The organism is Azospira inquinata, from assembly GCF_018905915.1.
GTDB lineage: Bacteria > Pseudomonadota > Gammaproteobacteria > Burkholderiales > Rhodocyclaceae > Azospira > Azospira inquinata.
In genome coordinates, this window is record NZ_CP064782.1 from 2,772,411 (window position 1) to 2,796,953 (window position 24,543).

Annotated in this window: 21 protein-coding genes and 1 tRNA gene; 13 read left to right on the forward strand and 9 right to left on the reverse strand. The window is 62.8% G+C overall.

Features of this window, described 5'->3' with window-relative positions:
• The first annotated feature begins 83 nt into the window (after positions 1-83).
• The 4 genes from Azoinq_RS12615 to Azoinq_RS12630 all read left to right on the forward strand — a co-directional run bounded on the left by Azoinq_RS12615 (position 84) and on the right by Azoinq_RS12630 (position 6,123).
• Complete coding sequence (locus tag Azoinq_RS12615) at positions 84-1,535, forward strand: TolC family protein (RefSeq protein ID WP_216128560.1); 1,452 nt, start codon at positions 84-86, stop codon at positions 1,533-1,535.
• Complete coding sequence (locus Azoinq_RS12620) at positions 1,532-3,679, forward strand: type I secretion system permease/ATPase (protein ID WP_216128558.1); 2,148 nt, start codon at positions 1,532-1,534, stop codon at positions 3,677-3,679. Before Azoinq_RS12615 ends, Azoinq_RS12620 begins: the two co-directional genes overlap by 4 nt.
• A gap of 1 nt (position 3,680) precedes the next feature.
• Positions 3,681-4,961: an HlyD family efflux transporter periplasmic adaptor subunit gene (locus Azoinq_RS12625; protein WP_232368484.1), complete on the forward strand. Its 1,281-nt coding sequence runs from the start codon at positions 3,681-3,683 to the stop codon at positions 4,959-4,961.
• Between the two features lie 115 nt (positions 4,962-5,076).
• Positions 5,077-6,123: a tRNA dihydrouridine synthase gene (locus tag Azoinq_RS12630; protein WP_232368485.1), complete on the forward strand. Its 1,047-nt coding sequence runs from the start codon at positions 5,077-5,079 to the stop codon at positions 6,121-6,123.
• Between the two features lie 422 nt (positions 6,124-6,545).
• Here Azoinq_RS12630 and Azoinq_RS12635 read toward each other — a convergent pair whose 3' ends face one another.
• Positions 6,546-6,755: a hypothetical protein gene (locus Azoinq_RS12635; protein ID WP_216128556.1), complete on the reverse strand. Its 210-nt coding sequence runs from the start codon at positions 6,753-6,755 to the stop codon at positions 6,546-6,548.
• 302 nt (positions 6,756-7,057) lie between these two features.
• On the opposite strand from Azoinq_RS12635, the gene Azoinq_RS12640 reads away from it, so the two are divergent.
• The gene (locus Azoinq_RS12640) at positions 7,058-7,498 is read left to right on the forward strand and encodes a YkgJ family cysteine cluster protein (RefSeq protein ID WP_216128554.1); all 441 of its coding nucleotides are present in this window, start codon (positions 7,058-7,060) and stop codon (positions 7,496-7,498) included.
• A gap of 158 nt (positions 7,499-7,656) precedes the next feature.
• Complete coding sequence (locus Azoinq_RS12645; protein WP_216128553.1) at positions 7,657-8,148, forward strand: acyl-CoA thioesterase; 492 nt, start codon at positions 7,657-7,659, stop codon at positions 8,146-8,148.
• 101 nt (positions 8,149-8,249) lie between these two features.
• On the opposite strand, the gene Azoinq_RS12650 is transcribed toward Azoinq_RS12645, so the two are convergent.
• The 4 genes from Azoinq_RS12650 to Azoinq_RS12665 form a co-directional block, all read right to left on the reverse strand.
• The gene (locus Azoinq_RS12650; RefSeq protein WP_232368486.1) at positions 8,250-9,437 is read right to left on the reverse strand and encodes an ABC transporter permease; all 1,188 of its coding nucleotides are present in this window, start codon (positions 9,435-9,437) and stop codon (positions 8,250-8,252) included.
• 113 nt (positions 9,438-9,550) lie between these two features.
• Positions 9,551-10,474 (reverse strand): ABC transporter ATP-binding protein, encoded by a 924-nt coding sequence (locus tag Azoinq_RS12655; RefSeq protein ID WP_216128551.1) that lies wholly within the window; start codon positions 10,472-10,474, stop codon positions 9,551-9,553.
• Positions 10,471-11,463: an HlyD family secretion protein gene (locus tag Azoinq_RS12660; RefSeq protein ID WP_216128549.1), complete on the reverse strand. Its 993-nt coding sequence runs from the start codon at positions 11,461-11,463 to the stop codon at positions 10,471-10,473. The genes Azoinq_RS12655 and Azoinq_RS12660 overlap by 4 nt, the downstream gene beginning before the upstream one ends.
• On the reverse strand, positions 11,460-11,999 hold the full coding sequence (locus Azoinq_RS12665) for a TetR/AcrR family transcriptional regulator (RefSeq protein ID WP_216128547.1): 540 nt from the start codon (positions 11,997-11,999) through the stop codon (positions 11,460-11,462). Before Azoinq_RS12665 ends, Azoinq_RS12660 begins: the two co-directional genes overlap by 4 nt.
• 251 nt (positions 12,000-12,250) lie before the next feature.
• On the opposite strand from Azoinq_RS12665, the gene Azoinq_RS12670 reads away from it, so the two are divergent.
• Together Azoinq_RS12670 and Azoinq_RS12675 are read left to right on the forward strand one after the other, a co-directional pair.
• Positions 12,251-13,135 (forward strand): HDOD domain-containing protein, encoded by an 885-nt coding sequence (locus Azoinq_RS12670; RefSeq protein WP_216128545.1) that lies wholly within the window; start codon positions 12,251-12,253, stop codon positions 13,133-13,135.
• Between the two features lie 81 nt (positions 13,136-13,216).
• Entirely contained in the window at positions 13,217-13,435 is a 219-nt protein-coding gene (locus Azoinq_RS12675) for an RNA-binding S4 domain-containing protein (protein WP_216128543.1), read from the forward strand.
• A gap of 225 nt (positions 13,436-13,660) precedes the next feature.
• Here Azoinq_RS12675 and Azoinq_RS12680 read toward each other — a convergent pair whose 3' ends face one another.
• From Azoinq_RS12680 to hpnC, 4 genes are all read right to left on the reverse strand, one after another.
• Positions 13,661-15,004 (reverse strand): EAL and HDOD domain-containing protein, encoded by a 1,344-nt coding sequence (locus Azoinq_RS12680; RefSeq protein WP_216128541.1) that lies wholly within the window; start codon positions 15,002-15,004, stop codon positions 13,661-13,663.
• Between the two features lie 403 nt (positions 15,005-15,407).
• Positions 15,408-16,730, reverse strand: coding sequence for a hydroxysqualene dehydroxylase HpnE (gene hpnE, locus Azoinq_RS12685; RefSeq protein ID WP_216128539.1), 1,323 nt, complete (start codon positions 16,728-16,730; stop codon positions 15,408-15,410).
• Between the two features lie 28 nt (positions 16,731-16,758).
• Entirely contained in the window at positions 16,759-17,592 is an 834-nt protein-coding gene (hpnD, locus tag Azoinq_RS12690; protein WP_216128537.1) for a presqualene diphosphate synthase HpnD, read from the reverse strand.
• Positions 17,589-18,416 (reverse strand): squalene synthase HpnC, encoded by an 828-nt coding sequence (hpnC, locus tag Azoinq_RS12695; RefSeq protein ID WP_216128535.1) that lies wholly within the window; start codon positions 18,414-18,416, stop codon positions 17,589-17,591. Before hpnC ends, hpnD begins: the two co-directional genes overlap by 4 nt.
• Before the next feature lie 189 nt (positions 18,417-18,605).
• Here hpnC and Azoinq_RS12700 point away from each other — a divergent pair.
• The 5 genes from Azoinq_RS12700 (at position 18,606) to lon (ending at position 24,533) form a co-directional block, all read left to right on the forward strand.
• Positions 18,606-18,690: transfer RNA gene (locus Azoinq_RS12700), tRNA-Leu, on the forward strand.
• A 46-nt stretch (positions 18,691-18,736) separates the two neighbouring features.
• Entirely contained in the window at positions 18,737-20,041 is a 1,305-nt protein-coding gene (tig, locus tag Azoinq_RS12705; RefSeq protein ID WP_216128533.1) for a trigger factor, read from the forward strand.
• A gap of 52 nt (positions 20,042-20,093) precedes the next feature.
• Positions 20,094-20,735: an ATP-dependent Clp endopeptidase proteolytic subunit ClpP gene (gene clpP / locus Azoinq_RS12710; protein WP_216128531.1), complete on the forward strand. Its 642-nt coding sequence runs from the start codon at positions 20,094-20,096 to the stop codon at positions 20,733-20,735.
• A gap of 16 nt (positions 20,736-20,751) precedes the next feature.
• Positions 20,752-22,026, forward strand: a complete 1,275-nt coding sequence (gene clpX / locus Azoinq_RS12715) for an ATP-dependent Clp protease ATP-binding subunit ClpX (RefSeq protein WP_216128530.1) — start codon at positions 20,752-20,754, stop codon at positions 22,024-22,026.
• 89 nt (positions 22,027-22,115) lie between these two features.
• Positions 22,116-24,533: an endopeptidase La gene (gene lon / locus Azoinq_RS12720; RefSeq protein ID WP_216128528.1), complete on the forward strand. Its 2,418-nt coding sequence runs from the start codon at positions 22,116-22,118 to the stop codon at positions 24,531-24,533.
• Positions 24,534-24,543 lie beyond the last annotated feature (10 nt).

Here is a 24,543-nt window from a genome sequence, read left to right on the forward strand (position 1 = left end):
TGGCTGTCCGGCAGGAATGGGAGAAGGACAACCCGCTGTGATTAACCGTAATAGGTCCGATATTTCGACATCGCGAGATGTGCATGCGTCTAATAAAGTTTTCTGTTTTTGTGGTGGGGGTGTTGGCGGCCTCCGCTGTTTTTCCCCAGGGCGCCAATGATAAAAAAGCCAATGGGGGATTGCTGGCGAAAGACAGCCGGGGGGATGGGGATAATGCCCCCTTGAGTATGCTGAAATTGTCTTACGAATTGTCGGGGGAAAAGCAGCCGGCCCCCCTTTCGGAGTTTTCCAAACATATTAATTTCCCAGCGGATATGTGGTCCCTGGCCCGGATTGCGGTGGAAAACCATCCGGCCATTCGGGACGCCCTGGCCCAATTGGCCCAGCAGCAGGGTAATGTGGATGTGGCTAAAGCCGGTTATTACCCCAAATTCACCGCTGGGGTGAATACGGCCAAATACAGCAATTACTACGGCAATAGCCGGGTATTTTCCGTTTCCGCCTCCCAGATGCTCTACGACTTTGGCAAGGTGGAAGGCCAGGTGGATCAGGCTCGGGCCAATGTGCTGAAGCAGCAGGCCCAGGCCTTTGCCCAGATCGACGATACGGCCATGCAGGCGGCCCAGGCGGTGAATACGGTGCATCGCTACCAAATGGCTCTCCTGGCAGCCCAGCAGCAGCAGAAGGCGGTGGCGGATATCGTGGAACTGGTGCGCATGCGCTACCAGGGCGGGGTCATCACCGCCTCCGAATTTCTCCAGGCCAAGTCCCGGTTGGAATCCGCCAATGCCCTGCTGCGCCAGCAGAACACTATGCTGGATCAGGCCCGGGAGCATTTGCAGTCCTTCCTCGGCGGCGGCCAGTTACCCGCCCGGCTGGAAAGCCCTGAGCGGGAACTAGAGCAGGCGTGGAGCCCCAAGGAAGTGGATTTGAACCTGCTCCCCAAGGTGGTGGTGGCGGTGGCGGATCGGGCCATTGCCCAGGGGGCGGTGAAATCCGCCGTGGCGGACCAATACCCCACCATTTCCTTTGATGTGGATGCCAGCAAACCCTGGCAGGGCTCGGTCAATCCGGCGGACCCCACCTCCAATAACTGGTATCACGTGGCTTCCGTCAATGTGACCAGCCCCGTGTTTCAAGGCGGTATGACCCAGGCCCGGGTCCGGGCCGCCCGGGAAAGCCTGCGGGGGGCGGATGCCCGGGTGGATAAGGCGCGCCTGGACGCGGCGGACTCCATTCGCTCCCTGAAGGTGCAGGTGCTGGGGATACAGCAGCGCCTGGCGTTGCAAAAAGATCGGGTGGCCAGTATTTCCCAGGCCAGCGACTTGTACGGGGACCAATATAAGTTGGGCACCCGCTCCCTGATTGATTTGCTCAATTCCGTTAGTGAAATCTATCAGGCCCGTACGGACGTGATTAATACGGAACACGATATGTGGGAAATGATGGTGGAGTATTTCGCCGTGACCGGAAAAATACGTGAAGTGTTTGCCCTGGATAACAGCAATATTCAAGGGATGGATATCGAACCATGAGTCCTAATATCCGGCAGAACCCCCAGAACTACGAGGCCTGGCTCGAAGCCATGCTGGTGGTGGCCCGCCACTACCGGGTGGAGTGTTCGGAAGAACAGGCCAAGGGGGAAATTACCTGGCGCCAGGGCTTGTCCGGCGATGAGTTGCTGACCCGGATCGCCCGGCGCATTGGCTTGGATAGCCGTTTCCTGGCCTGTGAACCCAGTTTGCTGGACCCGGTCCATTTGCCCCTAGTGGTGGAATTCGCCGCCGGTCAGGTGGGGGTGGTGGTGGGGCTGGACGGCGCAGGCCAGGCCAAGGTCCTGCTGAGCGGGGAGGGGGGTATCGCTTCCCTTTTCAGTTCGGCGGATTTGGCCCGGGAAGCCCATAAGATCGGCATTTTCCGTCCCCTGCGCTCCCTTTCCGACAGCCGGGTGGATGAATATATCAAGCCCGTTCAGGCCAATTGGCTGTGGGACATTCTGCGCCAGGACTGGAAACGGCATGTGGATATTGCCCTGGCGTCCATGGGGGCCAATGTGCTGGCCCTGGCGGGCACCATTTTTTCCATGCAGGTCTATGACCGGGTGATTCCGGCCCAATCCGAGCCGTCCCTGTGGGTGCTGTTCGGCGGTGTCTTGCTGGCCATTGTCTTCGAATTCATCTTTCGCCTGATGCGGGCCCACATTTCGGATTACGTGGGCAAACGGGCGGATTTACGTATATCCGACATGGTCTTTGGCCGGGCCCTGCGCATCAAAAACGATGAGCGGCCCAAATCCACGGGCTCCTTCATCGCCCAGATTCGGGAGCTGGAGCAGATCCGGGAAATGGCGGCCTCCACCACGGTGGGGGTACTGGCGGATATTCCCTTTTTCGTCTTTTTCGTCTGCATTGTCTGGCTCATCGGCGGGGAACTGGTCTGGGTGCCCATGGCGGCCATGCTGCTCCTGGTGATTCCGGGCCTGTTGGTGCAAAAGCCCCTGGCGGAATTTTCCCGGGAAGGCCTGCGGGAATCCTCCATCCGCAACGCCATTCTGGTGGAGTCGGTACAGAACATCGAGGACATCAAATTGCTCCGGGCCGAACCCCGGGTGCAGGCCCAATGGAACCACGTCAATGAGGTAGCAGCCACCCTGGGGGTCAAGCAGCGCTTTTTGACCAACATGCTGCTGGGGTGGATACAGGAGGTGCAGAGCCTGGTCTATGCCACCATTTTGCTGGTGGGGGCCTATCTGGTCATGGATGGCAAAATCACCACCGGTAGCCTGGTGGGGGTGAGCATTCTGTCTTCCCGCATGCTGGCGCCCCTGGCCATGCTTTCCGGGGTTTTTGCCCGCTGGCAGCAGGCCAAGGTGGCCAAGGAAGGTCTGGATCAGCTGATGCAGAAGGGGGTGGACCAGCCGGAAGGGGAGCGCCGGGTGCATCGGCCCAATTTGCTGGGCCATTACACCTTGAACCAGGTGGCCTATACCTACGGGGAAGCCAATACCAAGCCCGTGCTCCAGAATTTGTCCCTGGAAATTCAGGCCGGGGAACGGGTCGCCATTCTGGGCCGTAACGGCTCGGGGAAATCCACCCTGCTCAATGTGCTCTCCGGGATGCGCACTCCCCAGAAGGGGGAATTGATGCTGGACGGCATTGCCCTCCATCTGCTGGATACGGCGGATGTGCGGCGGGACGTGGCCTACCTGACCCAGAGCCCCATGCTCTTTTTCGGCACCCTGCGGGAAAACCTTGCCCTGGGCAAACCCCTGGCGTCGGATCAGGAAATTTTTGAAGCCTTGAGCCTGTCGGGGGCCCTGGATTTTGTTCAGGGGCTGCCCGGTGGTCTGGACTATGTGATCCAGGAAGGGGGCTACGGTCTTTCCGGGGGCCAGCGCCAGGCCATACTTCTGGCCCGGACCCTGATTATCCGGCCCAATATCCTGCTGCTGGATGAACCTACCACCTGGCTGGACGACGCCAGTGAAAAAGCCCTGGTGGAGAAGCTGAGCGCCTGGGTTCCCGGCCGCACCCTGGTGGTGGCCACCCACCGTTTGGCCCTGCTCCATTTGGTGGAGCGCATTGTGGTTATCGACAATGGCCGGGTGGTGCTGGATGGCCCCAAGGAGCGGGTGCTGGCCCAGCTGTCGGGACAAACTACGCCGGATCAGGGAGCCTAGGATGAAGGATTTGGAAACCGGGAAACAACCGGAAAAGGCCCCGGGTCAGCCCCGGGCCGTTATGCCCCCCAGTGCCCTGCCCAAGGCCGGGACCGGGGGACGGAAAAATCTGTCGGACCGCATTGCCCATGCCCTGACCGTCGGGGAGCATCTGCCCGGCGCTTCCCTGACCGTGTATCTGCTGCTGGCGGTGTTGGTGGTGTTCTGGATTTGGGCCAGCCTGTTTGACTTAGATGAGGTGGTGACGGGCACGGGGAAAATTGTGCCCACCTCCAAGGATCAGCTCATCCAGTCCCTGGAAGGGGGCATCCTCACCAATCTGCGGGTCCATGAAGGGGACATGGTCAATGTGGGCCAGGTCCTGGCCCAGCTGGACCGGACCCGTACAGCCTCCGCCGTGGGGGAAAGCGAATCCCGTATGCGGGCGGCCCAGGCCACCATTGCCCGGCTGCGGGCCGAGCTTAACAACGCCCCGTTGGCGTTTCCCCCGGAGGTGCTTAAAGACCCGGAACTGGTGAAGAGCGAAACCTCCTATTACCACTCCCGGAAACAGGGGCTGAACGACAATCTGGCTGCCATCGACAATACCCTGCGCCTGATCCGCAACGAACTGGATCTGACCGAGCCCCTAGCGGCCAAGGGGGCCGCCAGCCAGGTGGAAGTGCTGCGCCTGCGCCGCCAGGTGAGCGAACTTCAGGCGAAAAAGGTAGATTTGCTCAGCCAGTATCAGGTCAAGGCCCGGGAAGAACTGTCCAAGGCGGAAGCGGAAATGGCTGCCCAGAAATCCATTACGGAAGGCCGGGAAGACTCCCTCAATCGCCTGACCTTGCAGGCTCCGGTGCGGGGGGTGGTGAAGGATATCCAGGTGAATAGCGTGGGGGGCATTATTCCGCCCAACGGCACGGTCATGTCCATTGTGCCTAGCGGCGAGCAGCTGCTGGTGGAAGTCCACGTTTCGCCCCGGGACATCGCCTTTATCCATCCGGGCCAGGAAGCCATCGTTAAGGTCAGCGCCTACGACTATTCCATCTATGGAGGGCTCAAGGGCCGGGTCAGCGTTATTTCCCCGGACACCATCCAGGACGAAATCAAAAAGGACAATTACTACTACCGGATCTATATCCGTACCGCCAGCGACCAGCTGAAAAACAAGGCGGGCAAGGCCTTCCCCATTGTGCCCGGCATGGTGGTGACGGCGGATATCAAGAGCGGTAGCAAGTCCATCATGAATTACCTGCTCAAGCCCTTCAATAAGGCCAACGAGGCCCTGCGGGAGCGGTAACGGTTTCCTCCCCCCGGCAAAATGTGGAAAATCCCGCCTCCTGGGGAGGTGGGTACCCGGCCATGGGGCGGGAAGATCCGGCCTTCCCCTTGGGGGCGAAGGGATGGGGAGTGGCATGATGGCAGGGCAAAACGTAGGGGGTGAGTTGCGGGGGCCGCTGGACGGGCGCCTCTGGCTGGCCCCCATGGAGGGGCTGGCGGACTATGTGCTGCGGGACATTCTGACCCGCATCGGCGGTTACGACGGGGCCGTGTCCGAGTTTATCCGGGTGTCCGGCTCCCTGTTGCCCCTCCGTTCCTATCAGCGCCTTTGCCCGGAAATCGCCCAGGGGGCCCGCACCCCGGCGGGTACTCCCATGGTGGTACAACTGCTGGGCAGCGACCCGGACTGGCTGGGGCGCAATGCCGCCCGTCTGGCGCCCTGGGCCCCCCACGGTATCGATCTCAATTTCGGCTGTCCCGCCAAGACCGTGAATAAGCACGGGGGCGGGGCCATGTTGCTGGCGGACCCGGAGCTGCTGCAGCGCATCGTCGCCACGGTACGGGCCGCCGTCCCTGCCACCGTGCCGGTTTCCGCCAAAATGCGCCTGGGCATTGGGGATACGGCCCGGGCTCTGGATTGCGCCCGGGCCCTGGCGGCGGGGGGCGCCGCCTGGCTGGTGGTCCATGCCCGGACCAAGGAAGAGGGCTACCAGCCCCCGGCCCATTGGGAATGGGTGGCCCGCATCCGGGAAGAGGTGAGTGTGCCTGTGGTGGCCAATGGGGAAGTCTGGAGCGTGGCGGATTGGCGCCGCTGCCGGGCGGTGAGCGGGGCGGCCGATGTGATGGTGGGCCGGGGGGCGGTGGCGGACCCCTTCCTGGCCCGGCGCATTCGGGGGCTGGCTCCGGAGCAGGCGGGGCCGGCGGACTGGCTGGTCCTTTTGCCCTATCTCCACGCCTATTGGCAGGGGGTGCTGGCCAAGGTGGCGCCCCACCATGCCCCGGGCCGTCTCAAACTCTGGCTCAATCTCCTACGCCGCACCTGGCCGGAGGCCGCCACCCTGCTGCTGGCCCTGCGGCCCTTGACCACGGTGCCCGCCGTATCCGCCCTGCTGGCGCGGACCTTGGCCGAAGCCGGGGTGGCGCCTGCGTCCATCCTTTCTCTGGAAGTCCCCCGGGACTGAGGGTGCGTCTAGGCCGTGCCCTGTTGTTTTGGAGGGGCGGGTAGGGTGCAGAATGGGGCTAGATGAAAGCGCCGCAATGCCGCCACCCCTATGTGTCCGGCCATGTGGGTGGCACGTTGGTTTCCGCCATCCGCCATCCGCCACCCGCCACCCGCCACCCGCCACCCGCCACCCGCCACCCGCCACCCGCCACCCGCCACCCGCCACCCGCCAGCGGTCAGCGGTCAGCGGTCAGCGGTCAGCCCAGCCCAGCCCAGCCCAGCCCAGCCGCCCGGGCTCCGGGCTCCGGGCTTTTAGGGCAAAGGGCAAAGGGCAAAGGGCAGGGCGCCCGCCTGAACCTATTCCTCCTGCCCTGGTTTCTCCCGGTACCGGTGAACAAAAAAGCCCGCCTTTTTCGGCGGGCTGATAGGGGGAGACTGAACTCAGGCCTGGGTGTTGATCAACTGGCCCACGGTGTGGCCGCTGGTATTTACGGAAGGGGCGGCTGCCTTAGGGGCTTGCTGGGTCTGTTGATCCTGCTTTTCCTGGCTGGCCCGGAGTTGCTTGGCCTGATCGGCGGCTTCCGTTTGGCGGGTACTTTGGGCACGGTAGAGTTCGGATACCGAACTGGCATTCACTGCGCTCACGCTCATGGGGGCTCTCCTGTAAGGTTCTTGGGCCAAGACGGGATGGCCCTACTGAAATCTACGTCTGAATTTTCTATAACTTTATGCCTATTGAGAAAAAAGGCAATAGGCTGGAAACGCCCGTCAATTAAGGCGCTCCGTCCCTATGACCGGGACGGCCAAGGCCCAGGCTCTCCTCCGACTAGGGATACATTGGGGATGGCCGGTTTCCGCGCCCCCATTCTGGCACAGGCGGGGGGAAAAGCCGATGGCCATGGTTTGGAAAAACCCTTGGGGATACCCGGGGACGCCTCGGTTAAAATTGGCCCATGAACGCTTCCACCCAGCCTACCCCTTCCTCAAAAACCGGCCCCTCCTCCCTGGATGAACGGTCGGTCGCTCCTGCCCCCGCCGGGGAACTGTCCCCCTGTCAGCGCTGCGGCGCCTGCTGTGCTGCCTACCGGGTGGATTTTCATCCGGCGGAGCTGGCCGGGGGGGCTTACGCCTGGGGAGAGGGGGTGCCCCGGGAACTCACCGTGCCGGTGACCGCCCAGCTGGTGCGCATGGCCGGTACGGACGCCCAGCCGCCCCGCTGCGTGGCCCTGGAGGGGGAGGTGGGGGTGGCTGTGGGCTGCTCCCTTTATGCTTCCCGTCCTTCCCCCTGCCGGGAATTCAATCCCCTGGCGGAAGTGGGGGTGACCGATGAGGCCTGCGCCCGGGCCCGGCGGCGCCACGGTCTGGCGCCCCTGCCCCGTGGGGAAATGGGGTGATGGCCGCTGGTAAAAAAGGCCTTAACCCTCTCTCCCAAGGGGTAAAAGCCGGACAAACCGGGAAAAAGTCCAGCAACGATGGGGCTTCCCACGGGAAAAGGGGCGCCAAACGGGTTAAAATCCCGGTTCGACCTCATAAAAAGACGGAACATAAGATCATGTCAGAGAAACAGCGTGAAATTACCCTAAGATTCCTGGCCCAGCCCACCGATGTGAATTTCGGCGGCAAGGTGCACGGGGGCACGGTGATGAAATGGATCGACCAGGGCGGTTATGCCTGCGCCGTGGGCTGGAGCGGGCGCTATTGCGTCACCGCCTACGTGGGCGGTATCCGCTTCTACAAGCCCGTGCTGGTGGGTAGCCTGGTGGAAGTGACCTCCCGGGTTATCTACACGGGCCGCACCAGCATGCACATCTCCGTGGATGTGCGGGCCGGGGACCTGAAGGACGGGGAATTCACCAAGACCACCCATTGCGTCATGGTATTCGTGGCGGTGAACGACCACGGCAACCCCACCCCGGTGGACAAGTGGGAACCGGTCAGCGAATCGGACAAGGCCCTGGAACAATATGCTCTGAAGCTCATGGACCTGCGCAAGGGCATCGACGCAGAAATGAGCAAGTATTTCCTGCCGGTGGAAACCGAGTAGTTTGGGTTTGATTGGGCCCCGATGCAGGTTGGCGGCTCCCCATAAAAAAGGGCGGATTTTCCGCCCTTTTTTATGGCCCTTATGGCCCTATTGGGCCAGCCTCAGTCCAGAGTACGCCGGAAAGTCTTCAGCCCCAGGCCTAGAACGGCGCCCATGAAGGCCAGGATGGGCCACAGGTGGGGCCAAATCTGGGTCAGGCCGTTGCCTTTGAGCAGAATGCCCCGTACCAGGATGAGGAAGTGGGTGAGGGGCAGGATGCTGCCCACGGTCTGGGCCCAGGCGGGCATGCCCCGGAAGGGGAACATGAAGCCGGAGAGGAGCATGGAGGGCAGGAAGAAAAAGAAGGTCATCTGCATGGCCTGGAGCTGATTGCGGGCCAGGGAGCTGAAGGTGATGCCCAGGGTCAGGTTGGCGCAGATGAAGATCAGCACCACGGCGCAGAGCAGGGGCAGGCTGCCCAGCATGGGCACGGCGAAGAGCCAGCGGGCGGCCGCCAGAATCAGGACCACCTGGATCAGGCCGATGAGTACGTAGGGCGCCACCTTGCCGGTCATCACTTCCAGGGGGGTGGCCGGGGTGGCCAGGAGATTTTCAAAGGTGCCCCGTTCCCTTTCCCGGGTCATGGCCAGGCTGGTCATCATTACCATGGTCATGGTCAGGATCACCCCCAGGAGCCCGGGGACGATGTTGTAGGCGGTGAGGGCCTCCGGGTTGTAGCGCCGGTGCAGGCGCAAATCCACCCCCGGATTGGCGCCGACCCGGGGTTCCAGCCCCGGGGCGCCGCGACCGGGCAGGTCCGGGGCGAAGACGGTCTGGCCCAGCTGGTTGAGAACGCTGATGGCGCCGCTGGTGGCCATGGGGTCCGTGGCGTCCGCTTCCACCAACAGGGTGGGGGCGGTGCCTCGCACCAGATCCCGGTTGAAATTGGGGGGAAAGGTGACCACGAACTGGACATCCCCCCGGTCCAGCAGGGCTTCCGCCCCGGCGGCGTCCGTGGTGCCGAGCAGGGCGAAGTAGTCGCTGTGGCCCATGGCCGCCAGATAAGCCCGGGAAAAGGGCCCGGGATCGGCCATGACCACGGCGGTGGGCAGGTGTTTGGGGTCCGAATTAATGGCGTAGCCGAAGAGCAGGAGCTGGATCAGGGGAATGCCGATGACCATGCCGAAGGTGAGCCGGTCCCGCTTGAGTTGGATGAATTCCTTGATCAGGATGCCCAGCCAGCGGGAGAAGGAGAAGGCATGGGCGAGACGGGCCAGCCCCTTGGGTGAGGTAGAGGGGGCGGGGCTCATGGACGGGAGTCTCCGGAATAGGCTGCCCCAGGCCCATCAGGGCGGGGCGAAAAGGAAGAACCAAGCAGGACGCCCCTCTCCAGGGAGAAAAAAGCTGCCAGACGATCCATGATCTAGCCCGCCAGGGGGTCGGCCTGACCCGCCATGAGGTGGATGAAGGCGTCTTCCAGGGAGGGGGCCACCGGCTCGGCGGTGAGTCCCTGGGCCTTGGAGTAGGCCAGGAGTTCCGGACCCAGGCGCCCCCCGTCCCGACCGCTGACGTGGAGGGCGGTGCCAAAGCTGGCCACCTGTTCCGCCCCCGGCAGGCGGCGCAGCACTTCCCCGTGCCGGTTGAGCTGGGGACCGGTGACGGACCAGGTGACCAGGCCCTGGCCGGCCACCACTTCCGGGGCCGTGCCCGAGGCCAGCAGGCGGCCATAGGCGATGTAGGCCAGGCGGTGACAGCGTTCCGCTTCGTCCATGTAGTGGGTGGAAACCAGCACCGTAATACCGGCGGCGGAAAGCCGGTGGATTTCTTCCCAGAAGTCCCGCCGGGCCTGGGGATCCACCCCGGCGGTGGGTTCGTCCAGGAGCAGCAGGCGGGGCTGGTGCAGCAGGCAGGCGGCCAGGGCCAGACGCTGTTTCCAGCCCCCGGACAGGGTGCCCGCCAGCTGGCTGGCCCGACCGCTCAGGCCCAGGTCGGCCAGGGCCCGGGCCACCGCTTCCCGGCGCCGGGGCATGCCGAACATGCGGGCGACGAAATTCAGGTTTTCCGCCAGGGTCAGGTCTTCCCAGAGGGAAAAGCGCTGGGTCATGTAGCCCACCTGGCGCTTAATGGCGGCGCTGTCCCGCAGCACGTCCAGGCCCAGGCAGGTGCCCTGGCCGCTGTCCGGGGTGAGGAGGCCGCAGAGCATGCGGATGGAGGTGGTTTTGCCGCTGCCGTTGGGGCCGAGAAAGCCGAAAATTTCCCCTTCCTCCACCCGCAGGGAAAGGTCCTTGACCACGTGACGGGGGCCGAAATGCTTGTTCAGCCCGGTCACGTCGATGACGGAGCTCATGGCTTGGGTCCACCCGCCAGGGTCACGTCGATGGGCTGGCCCGGATGGAGCCCGGCGGCCTGATCCGGCGCCGGAGCAGCTTCCACCCGGAACACCAGCTTTTCCCGGCTGCCCTGGCTGTAGATTACGGGCGGGGTGTATTCGGCCTGGGCGGCGACGAAATCCACCACCCCGGTCACGGGTCGGGCGCAGCCGTCGCACCGGGCTTCCACCCGGGTGCCCGGGGTAAAGCGGGCCAGGGCGGTTTCCGGAACGAAAAAGCGCAGGCGGCGCCGGGTGTCCGGGAGCAGGGCGGCCACGGGCTGGCCCGCCCCCACCCATTCCCCGGGCCGGTAGTAGGTATCGCTGATTTCCCCCGTCACCGGGGCTTGGACGGTTTTCCGGTCCACGGCCCAGCGTTTCTGGGCCGCCTGGGCCGCCGCGGCTGCCCAATCCGCCTGGGCTCCCGCCAGTTCGGCCTGGCGTCCCAGGCTTTGCCGGTAATTGGCCAGTTGCTGCCGGGCCGCCTCCACTTGGGCCGTATCCCGGTCCCGGGCGGCGGTGGCCTCGTCCAGCCGGGCCTGGGAGACGAAGTGCTGGTGGGCCAGGGCCTGTTGCTGGGCGTACTGGGTGCGGGACAGGCGCAGATTGGCCTCCGCTGCCGCCAGCTGGGCTTCTAGGGAGGCGATTTCACTGGCCCGGCGGGGGGCCTGGAGATTGGCCAGCTTTTCCCGGGCCGCCCCGGTTTTGGCCTCCGCCTCCGCCAGGGCTTCCTTGTCCGGGTCCTGGGCAATGGCAAAGACCCGGGTGCCCGGCGTTACCCGGCGGCCCCGGGGAATGTCCAGGGTGGCCAGATAACCGGCCTGGGGCGCTGCCAGATAGAGGTAATCCCCTTCCACATAACCGCTGTAGGTGGCCGTGCCCTGGGGACTACAGGCGGTCAGGAGCAGGGCGCTGGCCAGGGCGGGAAGGGAAAAGGCCGCCGGGCGGAGGCAGAGGGTGGCAATCATGGCTGGAGGGGAGTGCTGAGAAGGGGGAGCAGGGTGCCCAGGGCGGTATCGATGTCCTGGCGGGACTGGTCGCTTTGCTGGGCCAGATTGAGGCAGGCCAGGCCCACCAGGGTGGCGTGGAGCAGCAGGACCCGGGCTGGGGCCGGGGGCTGGCCGTTACGGGAAAGGAGCCCGGTGAGGGTTTGGCGCAGGCGCTGGACAAAGAGGCCCAGGGCTTCCCGCAGGGCCGGGTCCTGGTCAGCGGCTACCATCAGGCCCAGCATCATGCGGATACGGGGCAGATAGGCCAGGGCCTGGCTAAAGTGTTCCAGGGTGGGGGGGAGGTTTTCCAGATGTTGCTGGCTCTGGGCCAGATCCTGGGCAATGGAGTGCTCCGCAATGGCCAGCAGCAACACATTGCGGGTGGGAAAGTAGTAGGTCAGGTGGCTTTGGCTGACCCCGGCCTGGCGGGCAATGCGGGGCTGGGTCAGGGCAGCGATGCCTTGCTCCCGGAGCAGGGTCACCCCCGCTTCGAGGAGCCGTTCTTTGACGGACATGGGGGAGGGCTTCCCGGTACCTGAAAAAAGAATTTGGTAAATCTACCAAATATTTTCCGGGGCCGGAAGGGGCATGGGGCCCCGGGGACGGGGAATGTGAGCAAAAGCTGATATGTCGCCAGGATTAGTGATGGTTTTGATCATTATCAAATCCCGAAAAACGCCTCCCTTTAGAATGGCGAACAAGCGCTAATTTCATGGCCCGATCCATCCCCCAGGGGCGCGGGCCCCACCGTCGGAGGCTTTCCACCATGTTTCAAGAACATCCCGTGGAAGAAATCGGGGCCGGCCAGGTGGCCGACCTGCTCAAAACCATTGCTATTCCCCCTTGTCCCAGTGTGCTCATGGCTCTGTTCTCTGAAGCCCGACAGGACGAGGTGGATTTCATCAAAATCAGCAGTCTCATCAGCGGGGACGTGGGGCTGGCCGCGGCCATGATGAAGACCGCCAATTCCCCCTATTTCGGGTTGCGCCAGAAGGTGCGCAGTGTGCAGCAGGCCACGGCAGTGCTGGGGCTGAAAAATATCCTCAGCGTGGTGTCCGGCCTTTCCCTGCAAAAGGCCCTGACCCCTCCCGGCTTCAATATGGACCGGTTCTGGGAACGCTCCAATCTCCACGCCGTGACCTGCTCCCGGCTGGCCCGGCGCCTGCCCGCCGTGGCGGCGGAAGACGCCTACACCTACGGGCTCTTCCACGATTGCGGCATTCCCCTGCTGATGCAGCGTTTCCCCGAGTACCGCCAGACCCTGGCCCAGGCCAACCAGTCTCCCCGGCCCCTGCCCGAGGTGGAAAACCAGGCCCATGGCACCAATCACGTGGTGGTGGGGGCCATGCTGGGGCACAACTGGCAATTGCCCGAATCCGTGGTCCAGGCCATCCAGTTTCACCATGATCCGGATGTGCTGGATGCCAAGGATGGCCCCTGGTCTCCCGTGGTGCGGCTGCTGGTGGCCCTGTCCCTCCTGGCGGATCACCAGGTGGCCCATTTTCTTGGCTATCCGGACGAAGCGGAATGGCTAGCCCACGGTGTTGCGGCCCTGGACTATCTGGGTTTCGACGAAGAGGAGCTGGACGAAATCCAGCAGGAAGTGGCGGACGACCTGGCGGAAATCCGGGGTTATCGGGGGGAAAACTAGGGCCCGGGCCCCTCTCCCGCCACCCTGGTCAGGGGCCCGGGGAGGGAGGACAATGGCGGCCTTTTTTGGGAGCCTAATGCCATGACGATTCGTTTCCCGGTGCGGGGGAATCACATCCAGCTGGATCAACTGCTGAAGGCCGCTGGCCTGTGCGATTCCGGCGGTGCCGCCCATGCGGCGGTGGAAGCGGGGGAAGTGCTGGTGGATGGGGCGCTGGAACGGCGCAAGCGGGCCAAACTCCATCCCGGTCAGCAGGTGGAATTCGGCGGGCAAACCGTGGAACTGGTGGCCGAAGCCTGAGGGGCCAACTTGGGGGGGCTTGAGCTAGTCCTCCGTTGGGCCCCATTTTTCTGGGGCTTTTAGGCCGGTGTTTTTGCGCCCCTGAGACTCTGGCTGTGTGGGGGCCGGGGATCATCCTGTTTCCTGTTGCTGGTAAGAGGGCTCTCACCTCTGCTAATCCGGCTTTTTCCCCTGGGAGTTTCTTCCCCAGGGCTACCGTCTTTTCTTCCTGCCTGAGCCTTAGATTTAGCCCAGTTGCAGGGCGCTTTCCGCCCAACTCAGGGCCGCCTGGTTCAGGGCATTCAGATCCCCCTCCAATCCCAATTTTTCCGCCCAGCTCCGGGCCTGGGGGCCGAGGCCCCGTTCCAGGGCTAAGGTCAGGGCCAGGTAGGGGGCGTAGGGGCCTTCGCTCCGGAGGAGTACGGACCGTACTTCTTCCGCCAGATGGAGCCGGGCCAGCACCTTGTCCATGGGCTGGTTGAGGAGCACGTCAAAGAGGGAGAGCAGGCCCACCAGGAACAGCTCCTCGCATTCCTGCCGGGGGCGGCGGCCTTCGTCCAAAGTTTCCATGAAACGGGCCCGGGTCAGGGCGATTTCCAGCAGGGCCTCATCCCGATCCCGGGTCTGGCCGGTGCGGAACATGGCCACGGTGAGCCAGCGGTAGAGCCGTTCCCGGCCCAGGACCAAGATGGCCTGCTCCAGGCTGGCTACCGGGGTAACCAGCCCGGCGGCGGGGGAATTGGCCAGGCGCAGCAAATGGAGGGCCACCCCCGGATCTTTCTTTGCCGCCTCCCCCAGGGCGGATAAATCCGCTTCCTGGCGCAGCTGGTTGAGCATTTCGATGAGCACCAGGCGGGATTCGTTGAGCCTTTCCCCCTTTTCTTCCTCATCCGGGGCCGTGGCGAAGGGGCCCAGGCAGTAGGTGAAGCCCAGGGCCCCGCAAAGCCGCCGTTCCGGCCAGGAGGGGACCCCACTGGCGATCAGGGTGAGGTGGGGATGGCGCTGGCCCAGTCCCCGGGCCAGGCGCTCGAACTGGGACAGGGTGTAATTCTCCAGGCTGAGCAGGGCGCCGAAGGCAGCATCCAGCAGGGGCGCCAGCTCCGGGTCCAGACTGAGGCCAGCTAGAGCCACCCGGCGCCCGGCTTCCTTAGCCTGGGTGAGGCTTTGCAGCAGCGCCTCCGGTAGGCGGCCGCTCTGGCGTAAATCCAGAAGATAGAGGGTGTGGGGGCCATCCAGAAGGGCCAGCCGTTCATCGGCCAGGAGGGCGGGGCTGACCGGCACCAGGGCCAAGCGGCGCTGGGCGAAGCCGGGGATGCCCCCATCCACCAGGGTCTGGATCAGATCCCCTGAGACCTCTTCCCCTCCTGCCGTGGTCCTGGCTTGGCTCCGGAAGAGGTAACCGCACAGCCGGTTTTTGCCATCCAGGATTTCTTCCCGGGTAAGCCATTGTTCGGCCTGCTGGCGGCGCACCAGGGCCTCCGGCAGGGGCGCCGGGACGGGCGTGGTTGGGGGCGCCGAAGGGGGCGGCGGAGAAATTTGGGGTGCAGAAGACTGTCCCAAAAAACGGGAAAACAGGGAGCTAAAACTCATGGCGGTCGTGGCGTAAGAACCCCGTCATTCAAAGATGACTTGTGGGGCAAAACTAATTATGACCTTTAGCCTACCCGTTCTCCGTCCCGGTGGACAAGGGATTGGTGCCTATTTTGTACATTTTTACGTCGGGCCCGGACCGGAGGTGGGGATAAACCGCCCTTATGCACATTTCCCTGGAGTAAAGCTGTGGAAAAACTTTGCATAAGTGGTGCAACGGTATGATTTTGTGCGGTGTTTTTTGTCTGCTTAAAAAATAGGCAGGGCGGGAGGCAAGGGGGAGAAAGCCTCGGGGAAAAACCGGCACCACAAGCGCCCCGATGGTGGGGAAAGCCCCCAGGCCCTCTGAACCTCTTGAGGCTACTGAGAAACCTGAGATGCTTGGGTCGCCCGCGCCCCAAACTCAGCCCAGGGCCGCCCGGGCGGCGGCTAGTCCGTTGCGCACCGCCCCTTCCAGGGTGGCCGGGTAGCCATTGTCCACATAGTCTCCGGCGAGGAAAAAGCCGGTCCAGGGCGTGGCGGTGCCAGGCCGTTCCAGGCCGGGGGTGCAGCTGAAGGTGGCCCGGGCTTCCCGCACCAGCTGGTGCCAGTGGGGGGGCGGCAGGGGACGGCCCAGGGCTGTCTGGATTTCCCCGTGGAGGGCGGTAGCCAGCGCCGAAGCGTTGCAGGCTTCCCAAGGGCCGTGGGCGCTGAGAACACAGGCCAGAAGGCCCGGGGTACCGGTCAGGCCCCGATCAAACACCCATTGACCCAGGGGGCCGGCCAGGGCCAGTAGGGGCCAGGGCAGGGCGGTATCCGGGGGATAGGCCAGATAACAGGTGGCGATGGGCTGATAGGTGAGGCCTTGAAGGCTGGCGAGCAGCCTGGTCTGGGCGGGGGAAGTGGTGGGGGCGGCCTGGGGCAGGAGCGGGGCCGCGTGTTGGGGCGCCACCGCTAGAATCACCCGGTCATGGCGTCGGCTTTGCCCCTCCGGTAACTGGAGTTGCCAGCCTTCCGCGACCGGATGAATGGCCTGGATGCGGCAGCCCAGGCGGACTTCCTGACCCCGTTGGCGGAGCCAGTCCAGGGCCGGGTCCGGCAACAGGGCCCCCAGATGGCGGGTGGCTAGCACTAGATCGGTGGCGGCCCGGCCGCCCCCTAGGCTGTCTTGCAGCACCCGGGCGAAGACCTGGGCCGAGGCTCGTTCCGCCGGGGTGTTGAGGGCTGCCAGACAAAGGGGCTGCCAGAAACTGGTTTGCAGGTGGGGAGGCTGGTGCTGCTGGTCCAGCAACTGGGTGACCGGCATATCCTGCTCCAGCCGGTAAGCCTGGCGTTGCAGGTGAGCCATGAAGGTGGCAGCGGCCAGCTTGTCCCGAATACCCAAGCCCCGGGCCGCCATCAGGCCCCAGGCCAGATGCAGAGGGGCGGGGAGGCGGGGCAGGGCGAGGCGGAAATGGGGGGGCTGGGCCAGGACCAGGGGGCGGCGCTCCAGGTGCCGGTCGCCCCCCACCCGGGCCAGCAGCTCCAGGGTTGCCGTGTAGGCCCCCAGCATCAGGTGGGAACCGTTGTCCAGCGCCAATCCCCGGATGTCTGCCCGGCGCGCCCGGCCGCCCGCCAGGGGGGCAGCCTCGTAAAGGCTTACCCTCTGTCCGGCTTGGGTTAATTCCAAGGCGGCGGCCAGACCGGACCAGCCGGCGCCGATAATGGCGACGCTTTTCCCGGCCCCCAGGCTGGGAGGGGCGGACATCGGGTTTGCCTCCATGGCCAGCCCGGGCCTAGCCCTGGAGCCAGGCCTTGAGGGCCAGCCACAGCTTGCGGGGAGGCGGCAGGGAAATGCGGTGGGTGAGCACCAGGCCCGGCTCCTCCGCCACCATCTCCAGCAACTCCCGGTAGATGGCCGCCATCATCAGGCCGGGGCGTTGATTGCGCCGGTCTTCCCCTGGCAGAGCGGCCAGGGCCTGGGCGTAATAGCCCCGGGCCCGGTCAATCTGGAAGGCCATGAGTTGGTCGAAATTTTCGGAACGGCGGGAATGGAGAATGTCCGCGGCGGGCACGTTAAAACGCTGTAGGTCTTCCATGGGCAGGTAGATACGGCCCCGCCGGGCATCATCCCCCACGTCCCGGATAATGTTGGTGAGCTGGAAGGCCAGGCCCAGATCGTGGGCGTACTGGCGAGTCTGGCGATTTTTATAGCCGAAAACTTCCGCCGCCAGCAGACCCACCACGCTGGCTACCCGGTAGCAGTAGAGCTGGAGGGCCTTGAAGTCCGGGTAGCGGGCCTGGTGCAGGTCCATGTCCATGCCGTCCACAATTTCCAACAGCAATTCCTTGGGGAGGGGAAAACGGGGCAGCAGGGCTTGCAGGGCCTGGGCGACCGGGTGCTGGGCTTCCCCGGCATAGAGCCGTTCCAGCTCCTGGCGCCACCAGGTGAGCTTGGCGGCGGCTACCTGGGGGTCCTGGCAGTCGTCCACCACATCGTCCACCTCCCGGCAGAAGGCGTAGAGGGCGGTCATGGCCCGGCGTTTATCCCGGGGCAGAATGCGGAAACTGGCGGTGAAGCTGGAGCCGCTGGCGGCGGTGCGGTCGCGGCAGTATTGATCAGGGGTCATGGGCGGTAAGGGCGCCAGCCCAGGAGGGCGGCGAGGGCAATGAGAAGCCAGTCCGGTAGGGCCAGGGTGGGGCGGTGGTGGAACACATCGCCTTGAACGCGGCGAATTTTACTCAGAATCCGCAGTCCGCCGTGGACCGTGAAGCGGATTTCCCAGCCGAAGCGGCCCGGCAGGCGGCGGCACAGGGCAGCGCCTGCCTCCATCAGTTCCCGGGCCCGGCTGACTTCAAAGTCCATGAGTTGGATGAAGGCTTGGTCTGTCAGCCCCTTGGCCAGGTGCTCCGGGGTCACGGCGTAGCGCTCCATGTCTTCCTGGGGGAGATAAATCCGGCCTTTTTCCCAATCCACTGCCACATCCTGCCAAAAATTGATGAGTTGGAGGGCGGTGCAGATTTTATCGCTGTCCGCCAGATTGGCCGGGGTGGCTCGACCGAACAGGTGGAGCAGGAGGCGGCCCACCGGGTTGGCGGAGCGGCGGCAGTAATCCAGCAGGTCGCTGTAGGTGGAGTAGCACTTCACCGTCACGTCCTGGGCGAAGGCGGAGAGTAAATCCCGGAAAAGGGCCAGGGGTAGGGCATGGACGGCGATGATGGGGGCCAGGGCTTGGAACAGGGGAGTCTGGGGCGTTTTTCCGGCTTCGATCAGGTCCAGTTCCGCCCCGTAGGCGGCCAGGGCCGCCAGACGGGCTTCCGGAGCTTGATCTCCTTCATCCGCCAGATCGTCCGCGCTACGGGCGAAGCGGTAGAGGATTTCCACCGGCTTACGCAGATGGGGGGGCAGCAGCAGGGAGGCGACGGGGAAATTTTCGTAATGATCGACGGGCATGGGGGCCGGAAAAAGCTGGCGCCTTCTGTTGGAAACCGCTTCCGGATAACGGTCCAGGCGCTTGTCATGAAATCAGGGTGGGGCGGGGGATGCCTCCCCCCGGGCCGGGAACCCTGCCAGGGGCTGGCCGGGAGAGGGCATCCGGAGGCTTACAGTATAGGGGCTTCTCGGGTAAAATGCGCCGTTTCAGCGAAAGTGGCGGAATTGGTAGACGCACTGGATTTAGGTTCCAGCGCCGCAAGGCGTGGGGGTTCGAGTCCCCCCTTTCGCACCACCATCGGGTAGCGGCATCCAGCCGCAGTCGTCACTAAGGAAAACGCATGCAAGAAAATACGCAAGCTTCCAGCGCGCTGGAACGCCGCCTGGATTTGTCCGTCGCCATCGCCGATCTGGATAAAGAAACTGACGTGCGCTTAAAGCGCATGTCCAAGAAGGTCAAAATGCCTGGCTTCCGTCCCGGCAAGGTGCCCTTCAACATCCTCAAGCAACAATACGGCGCTGAAGCCCGGCATGAAGCCCTGGCCGAAGCTCTGGACAAGGCCTTTGGCGAAGCCGTGACGGCGCAAAAGCTACGGGTGGCCGGTTATCCCAGCATCGAACCCAAGCAGGCTTCCAGCGAAACCCACATGGAGTTCTCCGCCGTGTTCGAGGTTTACCCGGAAATCACCCTGGGTGACGTGTCCGTCTCCGAAATCGAACGGCCCACCTATACCGTGGGTGCCGCCGAAGTGGACAAGACCCTGGATATTCTGCGCAAGCAACGGGTGAAGTTTGAAAAGGCCGACCGGGCTGCCGCCAAGGGCGACCGGGTGGTGATCGACTTCCTGGGTAAGAAGGACGGGGAAGCTTTCCAAGGCGGACAAGCCAACGATTACCCCTTCGTCCTGGGCGAAGGCATGATGCTGGCTGATTTCGAAACCAATGTGGAAGGCTTGAAGGCTGGCGAAGCCAAGACCTTCGACATGACTTTCCCCGCCGATTACTTCTCCAAGGATCTGGCCGGCCAAGCGGTGCAATTTGAAATCACCGTCAAGGAAGTGCAAGCCCCGGTGCTGCCCGAAGTCAATGAGGAATTCGCCAAGCTGATGGGCATTGGGGACGGTGACGTGGCCAAGATGCGGGCCGAAATCGAAACCAACCTGAGCCGGGAAGTGAAGAAGCGCCTGCAAGCCAAGACCAAGGACCAGGTCATGGAAGCCCTGCTCAAGGTTAATCCGGTGGAAGTGCCCAACGCTTTGGTCAGCGCCGAAGTGGAACGGCTGATGCAAGCTGCCAAGGCCGATATGGAAGCCCGGGGCTTCAAGGGCCAGGATCTGCCGGTGAAGCCCGAATGGTTCACCGAACAGGCCAAGCGCCGCGTGACCCTGGGTCTGGTTCTGTCCGAACTGGTGAAGAGCGAAAATCTCTACGCCACCAAGGAACAGATCAAGGTCCTGGTAGACGAAGCCGCCCAATCCTACGAGAATCCTGAAGAAGTGTCCCGCTGGTACTACGCTCAACCCCAACGCCTGGCCGAAGTGGAAGCCGTGGTGGTGGAAAATAATGTGGTGGATTGGGTGCTCGGCAAGGCGAAGGTGACGGATAAGACCGCCGACTTCGACGAACTGATGAGCCGTCGGGCCTAAAAGATAAAAGTCATTGTCCCAACCTTTTCCTTTTCCAACAGAGGGAGCAGGCATGAAGATTGAAAACGGAAGCCAATGGGCGCCCCAAGGCCTGGGGCTGGTTCCCATGGTGGTCGAACAAAGTGGTCGCGGCGAACGCGCCTACGACATCTATTCACGTCTGCTCAAGGAGCGGGTGGTTTTTCTCGTCGGTCCGGTGACCGACGAGACGGCCAATCTGGTGGTGGCCCAGCTCCTGTTCCTGGAAGCGGAAAATCCGGACAAGGATATTTATCTCTACATCAACTCCCCCGGGGGCGTGGTGACTGCGGGTATGTCCATCTACGACACCATGCAGTTCATCAAGCCAGACGTCTCCACCCTGTGTCTTGGGCAGGCGGCGTCCATGGGGGCGTTTTTGCTGAATGCGGGGGCCAAGGGCAAGCGGTTTGCCCTGCCCAACTCCCGCATCATGATTCACCAGCCTCTGGGCGGATTCCAGGGGCAGGCGTCGGACATTGAAATCCACGCCAAGGAAATCCTCTCCCTGCGGGCTAAGTTGAACAAGTTGATGGCTTTGCATTCCGGCCAATCCGTGGAAAACATCGAAAAGGATACGGACCGGGATAATTTTCTTTCCGCCGATGAGGCGGCAGAATATGGCCTGATCGACAAAGTGCTGTCCAGCCGCCAGGACGTGGCGGAGGCCAAATAAGCGGAGTGCCCCCGAGATGACGGAGAAGAAATCCGGAAGTAGCGAAAAACTGCTCTATTGCTCGTTTTGCGGCAAGAGCCAGCATGAGGTGAAAAAGCTGATTGCCGGTCCTTCCGTGTTCATCTGCGACGAATGCATTGAGCTGTGCAATGACATCATCCGCGACGAAATCGCTGCGGGTGAGGGTGGCCTGAAAGGCACCAAGGAAGACCTGCCCACCCCCAAGGAAATTTGCGCCATCCTGGACCAGTACGTGATCGGTCAGGAACCGGCGAAGAAAATTCTTTCCGTGGCGGTGTACAACCATTACAAGCGTCTGCGCCATCACGGCAAGAGTGATGATGTGGAGCTGGCCAAGAGCAACATTCTGCTCATCGGTCCCACCGGCTCGGGCAAGACCCTGCTGGCCCAGACCATGGCCCGTCTGCTTAACGTACCTTTTGTCATGGCCGATGCCACCACCCTCACCGAAGCCGGTTATGTGGGGGAGGATGTGGAAAACATCATTCAGAAGCTGTTGCAAAAGTGCGATTACGATGTGGAAAAGGCCCAGCAGGGCATTGTCTACATCGACGAAATCGACAAAATTTCTCGCAAGTCCGACAACCCGTCCATTACCCGGGATGTGTCCGGGGAAGGGGTGCAGCAGGCCCTGCTCAAGCTCATTGAGGGGACGGTGGCCTCCGTACCGCCCCAGGGCGGGCGCAAGCATCCCAACCAGGACTTCGTCCAGGTGGATACCACCAATATCCTGTTCGTCTGCGGCGGTGCCTTCGACGGTCTGGAAAAGGTCATCCGCAACCGTTCCCAAAAGGGTGGTATCGGTTTTGGCGCCCAGGTGAAGAGCCAGGACGACAAGAAGGACGTGGGACTGGTGCTGCGGGGGGTGGAGCCGGAAGATTTGATCAAATTCGGCCTCATTCCCGAATTCGTCGGTCGTCTGCCCGTGGTGGCGACCCTGGAAGAGCTGTCGGAAGCGGCCCTGGTGCAAATCCTGATCGAGCCCAAGAACGCCCTGATCAAGCAGTACCAAAAGCTCTTCGCCATGGAAGGAGTGGAACTGGAAGTCCGGCCTGCCGCCCTTTCCGCCATTGCCAAGAAGGCCCTGGAACGGAAGACGGGGGCCCGGGGCCTGCGTTCTATCCTGGAAGGGGTGCTTCTGGACACCATGTATGAACTGCCTGGGATGGAAAATGTCTCCAAGGTAGTGATCGACGAAAACACCATTGCCGGTGATGCCAAGCCGATTCTGATCTACGCTGATCAACCCAAGGTTTCTGGCTCCAACTGATCTGCATTCCCGGGCCGTTTTACGGCCCGGGCTTGAAGAATCCTCCTGCGTCCCCATTTACGGGGCACTGCACTCCTGAAGGCTTCGCCATGTCCCCTATTACCCTTTTGCCGTCCCAGCCGGTGGAATTGCCCCTGTTGCCTCTGCGCGACGTGGTGGTCTTCCCCCACATGGTTATTCCCCTGTTCGTGGGGCGTCCAAAATCCATCAAAGCTCTGGAAACCGCCATGGAAAGCGGCAAGAGCATTCTGCTGGTGGCCCAGAAGTCGGCCGCCAAGGATGATCCCTTGCCCGAGGATTTGTACGACATTGGCTGCATCGCCAATATCCTGCAAATGCTCAAGCTGCCCGACGGTACCGTGAAGGTGCTGGTGGAAGGCACCCAGCGGGCCCATCTGGATGGGGTGGATAACCAACCTGAGCAGTTTTTTGCCACCGCCACCCCGGTGGCCGGGGAAGATGCGCCCAACCACGAGGTGGAGGCCATGCGCCGGGCGGTCATTACCCAGTTTGACCAGTACGTCAAACTGAACAAGAAAATCCCCCCGGAAATCCTGACCTCCATCGCCGGTATCGAAGAAGCGGGCCGGCTGGCAGACACCATTGCCGCCCATCTGCCCCTCAAGTTGGAGCAGAAGCAGGACATTCTGGAAATGTTCGATGTGAAATCCCGCATCGAGCGCCTGCTCACCCAGCTGGAAGCGGAAATTGACATCCTGCAGGTGGAAAAGCGTATCCGTGGCCGGGTTAAACGGCAGATGGAAAAGAGCCAGCGGGAGTACTACCTGAACGAACAGGTCAAGGCTATCCAGAAGGAGCTGGGGGAAGGGGAGGAGTGGGCGGATCTGGAGGAAATGGAAGCCAAGATCAAGTCCGCCGGCCTGACCAAGGAAGCCGCGGCCAAGGTCCAGTCCGAGCTGAAAAAGCTCAAGCTCATGTCCCCCATGTCGGCGGAAGCCACGGTGGTGCGCAACTACATCGAAACCGTGCTGGGCCTGCCCTGGAAAAAGAAAACCCGGGTTTCCAAGGACCTGGCGGAAGCAGAAAAGACCCTGGATAAGGACCACTGGGGCCTGGAAAAGGTTAAGGAACGGATTATCGAATATCTGGCCGTGCAACAGCGGGTGGATAAGCTGAAGGCTCCCATCCTCTGCCTGGTGGGGCCTCCCGGGGTGGGCAAGACCTCCCTGGGCCAGTCCATTGCCAAGGCCACCAACCGCAAGTTCGTGCGCATGAGCCTGGGCGGGGTGCGGGACGAGGCTGAGGTGCGGGGGCACCGGCGCACCTATATCGGTTCCATGCCCGGCAAGATTCTCCAGAACATGACCAAGGTGGGGGTGAAGAATCCCCTGTTCCTCCTGGATGAAGTGGACAAGATGGGCCAGGACTTCCGGGGCGATCCTTCTTCTGCCCTGCTGGAAGTGCTGGACCCGGAACAGAATTCCACCTTTGTGGACCACTATGTGGAAGTGGAATTTGACCTGTCCGAGGTCATGTTCGTTGCTACGGCCAATACCCTGAATATCCCCGCTCCCCTGCTGGATCGGATGGAATTGATCCGTCTTTCCGGCTACACGGAGGATGAAAAGGTCAATATCGCCCAGCGTTATCTGCTCCCCAAGCAGATGAAAAACAACGGTCTGAAGAAGACCGAGCTGGCGGTGGCGGAAAGTGCCCTGCGGGACATCGTGCGCTACTACACCCGGGAAGCCGGGGTGCGGAGCCTGGAGCGGGAAATTTCCAAGATCTGCCGGAAGGTGGTGAAGACCCTGCTGCTGAAGAAAACTACCACCAAGGTGGCGGTTTCTTCCCGCAACCTGGACAAATATCTGGGGGTGCGGCGCTTTACCTACGGCATGGCGGAGAAAGAAAACCAGGTCGGCCAGGTGACCGGTCTGGCCTGGACCGAGGTGGGCGGCGAATTGCTCACCATCGAAACCGTGGCGTTGCCCGGCAAGGGCAAGACCATTACCACCGGTCAGCTGGGTGAGGTGATGCAGGAATCCATCCAGGCGGCCCTGTCCGTGGTGCGTAAGCGCTCCCATGCCCTGGGGATTGAGGACGACTTCTATCAAAAGAACGACATCCACATTCACTTGCCGGAAGGGGCTATTCCCAAGGATGGACCGTCCGCCGGTATCGCCATCAGCACCGCCCTGGTCTCCGTACTGACCGGCATTCCAGTGCGTTGCGACGTGGCCATGACCGGGGAAATCACCCTGCGGGGCGAAGTGCTGCCCATCGGTGGTTTGAAGGAAAAACTCCTGGCTGCGGTCCGGGGGGGCTTGCGCACGGCCTTGATTCCAGAGGAAAACGTTAAGGATTTGGCGGAAATTCCCGATAGCGTGAAAAATCGCATCGAAATAGTACCTGTTCGCTGGATTGATCAGGTGCTGGCCCGCGCCCTTGAACGCGCTCCGGAACCTCTGCCTGATGTGAAAGCAGAAGCAACCCCAGTTGCTCCTGTGGCGGAGGAAAATGCCGGATCGTCCCTGACCACCCATTGATGGGACTGGG

Excerpts from the sequence above, each read along its gene's own strand:
- Azoinq_RS12650 (WP_232368486.1), bottom strand. The coding sequence starts at position 9,437 with ATGAGCCCCGCCCCCTCTACCTCACCCAAGGGGCTGGCCCGTCTCGCC.
- Azoinq_RS12670 (WP_216128545.1), top strand. The coding sequence starts at position 12,251 with ATGTTTCAAGAACATCCCGTGGAAGAAATCGGGGCCGGCCAGGTGGCC.
- Azoinq_RS12655 (WP_216128551.1), bottom strand. The coding sequence starts at position 10,474 with ATGAGCTCCGTCATCGACGTGACCGGGCTGAACAAGCATTTCGGCCCC.
- hpnD (WP_216128537.1), bottom strand. The coding sequence starts at position 17,592 with ATGACCCCTGATCAATACTGCCGCGACCGCACCGCCGCCAGCGGCTCC.
- Azoinq_RS12680 (WP_216128541.1), bottom strand. The coding sequence starts at position 15,004 with ATGAGTTTTAGCTCCCTGTTTTCCCGTTTTTTGGGACAGTCTTCTGCA.
- Azoinq_RS12635 (WP_216128556.1), bottom strand. The coding sequence starts at position 6,755 with ATGAGCGTGAGCGCAGTGAATGCCAGTTCGGTATCCGAACTCTACCGT.
- Azoinq_RS12640 (WP_216128554.1), top strand. The coding sequence starts at position 7,058 with ATGAACGCTTCCACCCAGCCTACCCCTTCCTCAAAAACCGGCCCCTCC.
- clpX (WP_216128530.1), top strand. The coding sequence starts at position 20,752 with ATGACGGAGAAGAAATCCGGAAGTAGCGAAAAACTGCTCTATTGCTCG.
- Azoinq_RS12620 (WP_216128558.1), top strand. The coding sequence starts at position 1,532 with ATGAGTCCTAATATCCGGCAGAACCCCCAGAACTACGAGGCCTGGCTC.
- clpP (WP_216128531.1), top strand. The coding sequence starts at position 20,094 with ATGAAGATTGAAAACGGAAGCCAATGGGCGCCCCAAGGCCTGGGGCTG.
- tig (WP_216128533.1), top strand. The coding sequence starts at position 18,737 with ATGCAAGAAAATACGCAAGCTTCCAGCGCGCTGGAACGCCGCCTGGAT.
- Azoinq_RS12615 (WP_216128560.1), top strand. The coding sequence starts at position 84 with ATGCGTCTAATAAAGTTTTCTGTTTTTGTGGTGGGGGTGTTGGCGGCC.
- hpnC (WP_216128535.1), bottom strand. The coding sequence starts at position 18,416 with ATGCCCGTCGATCATTACGAAAATTTCCCCGTCGCCTCCCTGCTGCTG.
- Azoinq_RS12660 (WP_216128549.1), bottom strand. The coding sequence starts at position 11,463 with ATGATTGCCACCCTCTGCCTCCGCCCGGCGGCCTTTTCCCTTCCCGCC.
- Azoinq_RS12625 (WP_232368484.1), top strand. The coding sequence starts at position 3,681 with ATGAAGGATTTGGAAACCGGGAAACAACCGGAAAAGGCCCCGGGTCAG.
- hpnE (WP_216128539.1), bottom strand. The coding sequence starts at position 16,730 with ATGTCCGCCCCTCCCAGCCTGGGGGCCGGGAAAAGCGTCGCCATTATC.
- Azoinq_RS12630 (WP_232368485.1), top strand. The coding sequence starts at position 5,077 with ATGATGGCAGGGCAAAACGTAGGGGGTGAGTTGCGGGGGCCGCTGGAC.
- lon (WP_216128528.1), top strand. The coding sequence starts at position 22,116 with ATGTCCCCTATTACCCTTTTGCCGTCCCAGCCGGTGGAATTGCCCCTG.
- Azoinq_RS12665 (WP_216128547.1), bottom strand. The coding sequence starts at position 11,999 with ATGTCCGTCAAAGAACGGCTCCTCGAAGCGGGGGTGACCCTGCTCCGG.
- Azoinq_RS12675 (WP_216128543.1), top strand. The coding sequence starts at position 13,217 with ATGACGATTCGTTTCCCGGTGCGGGGGAATCACATCCAGCTGGATCAA.
- Azoinq_RS12645 (WP_216128553.1), top strand. The coding sequence starts at position 7,657 with ATGTCAGAGAAACAGCGTGAAATTACCCTAAGATTCCTGGCCCAGCCC.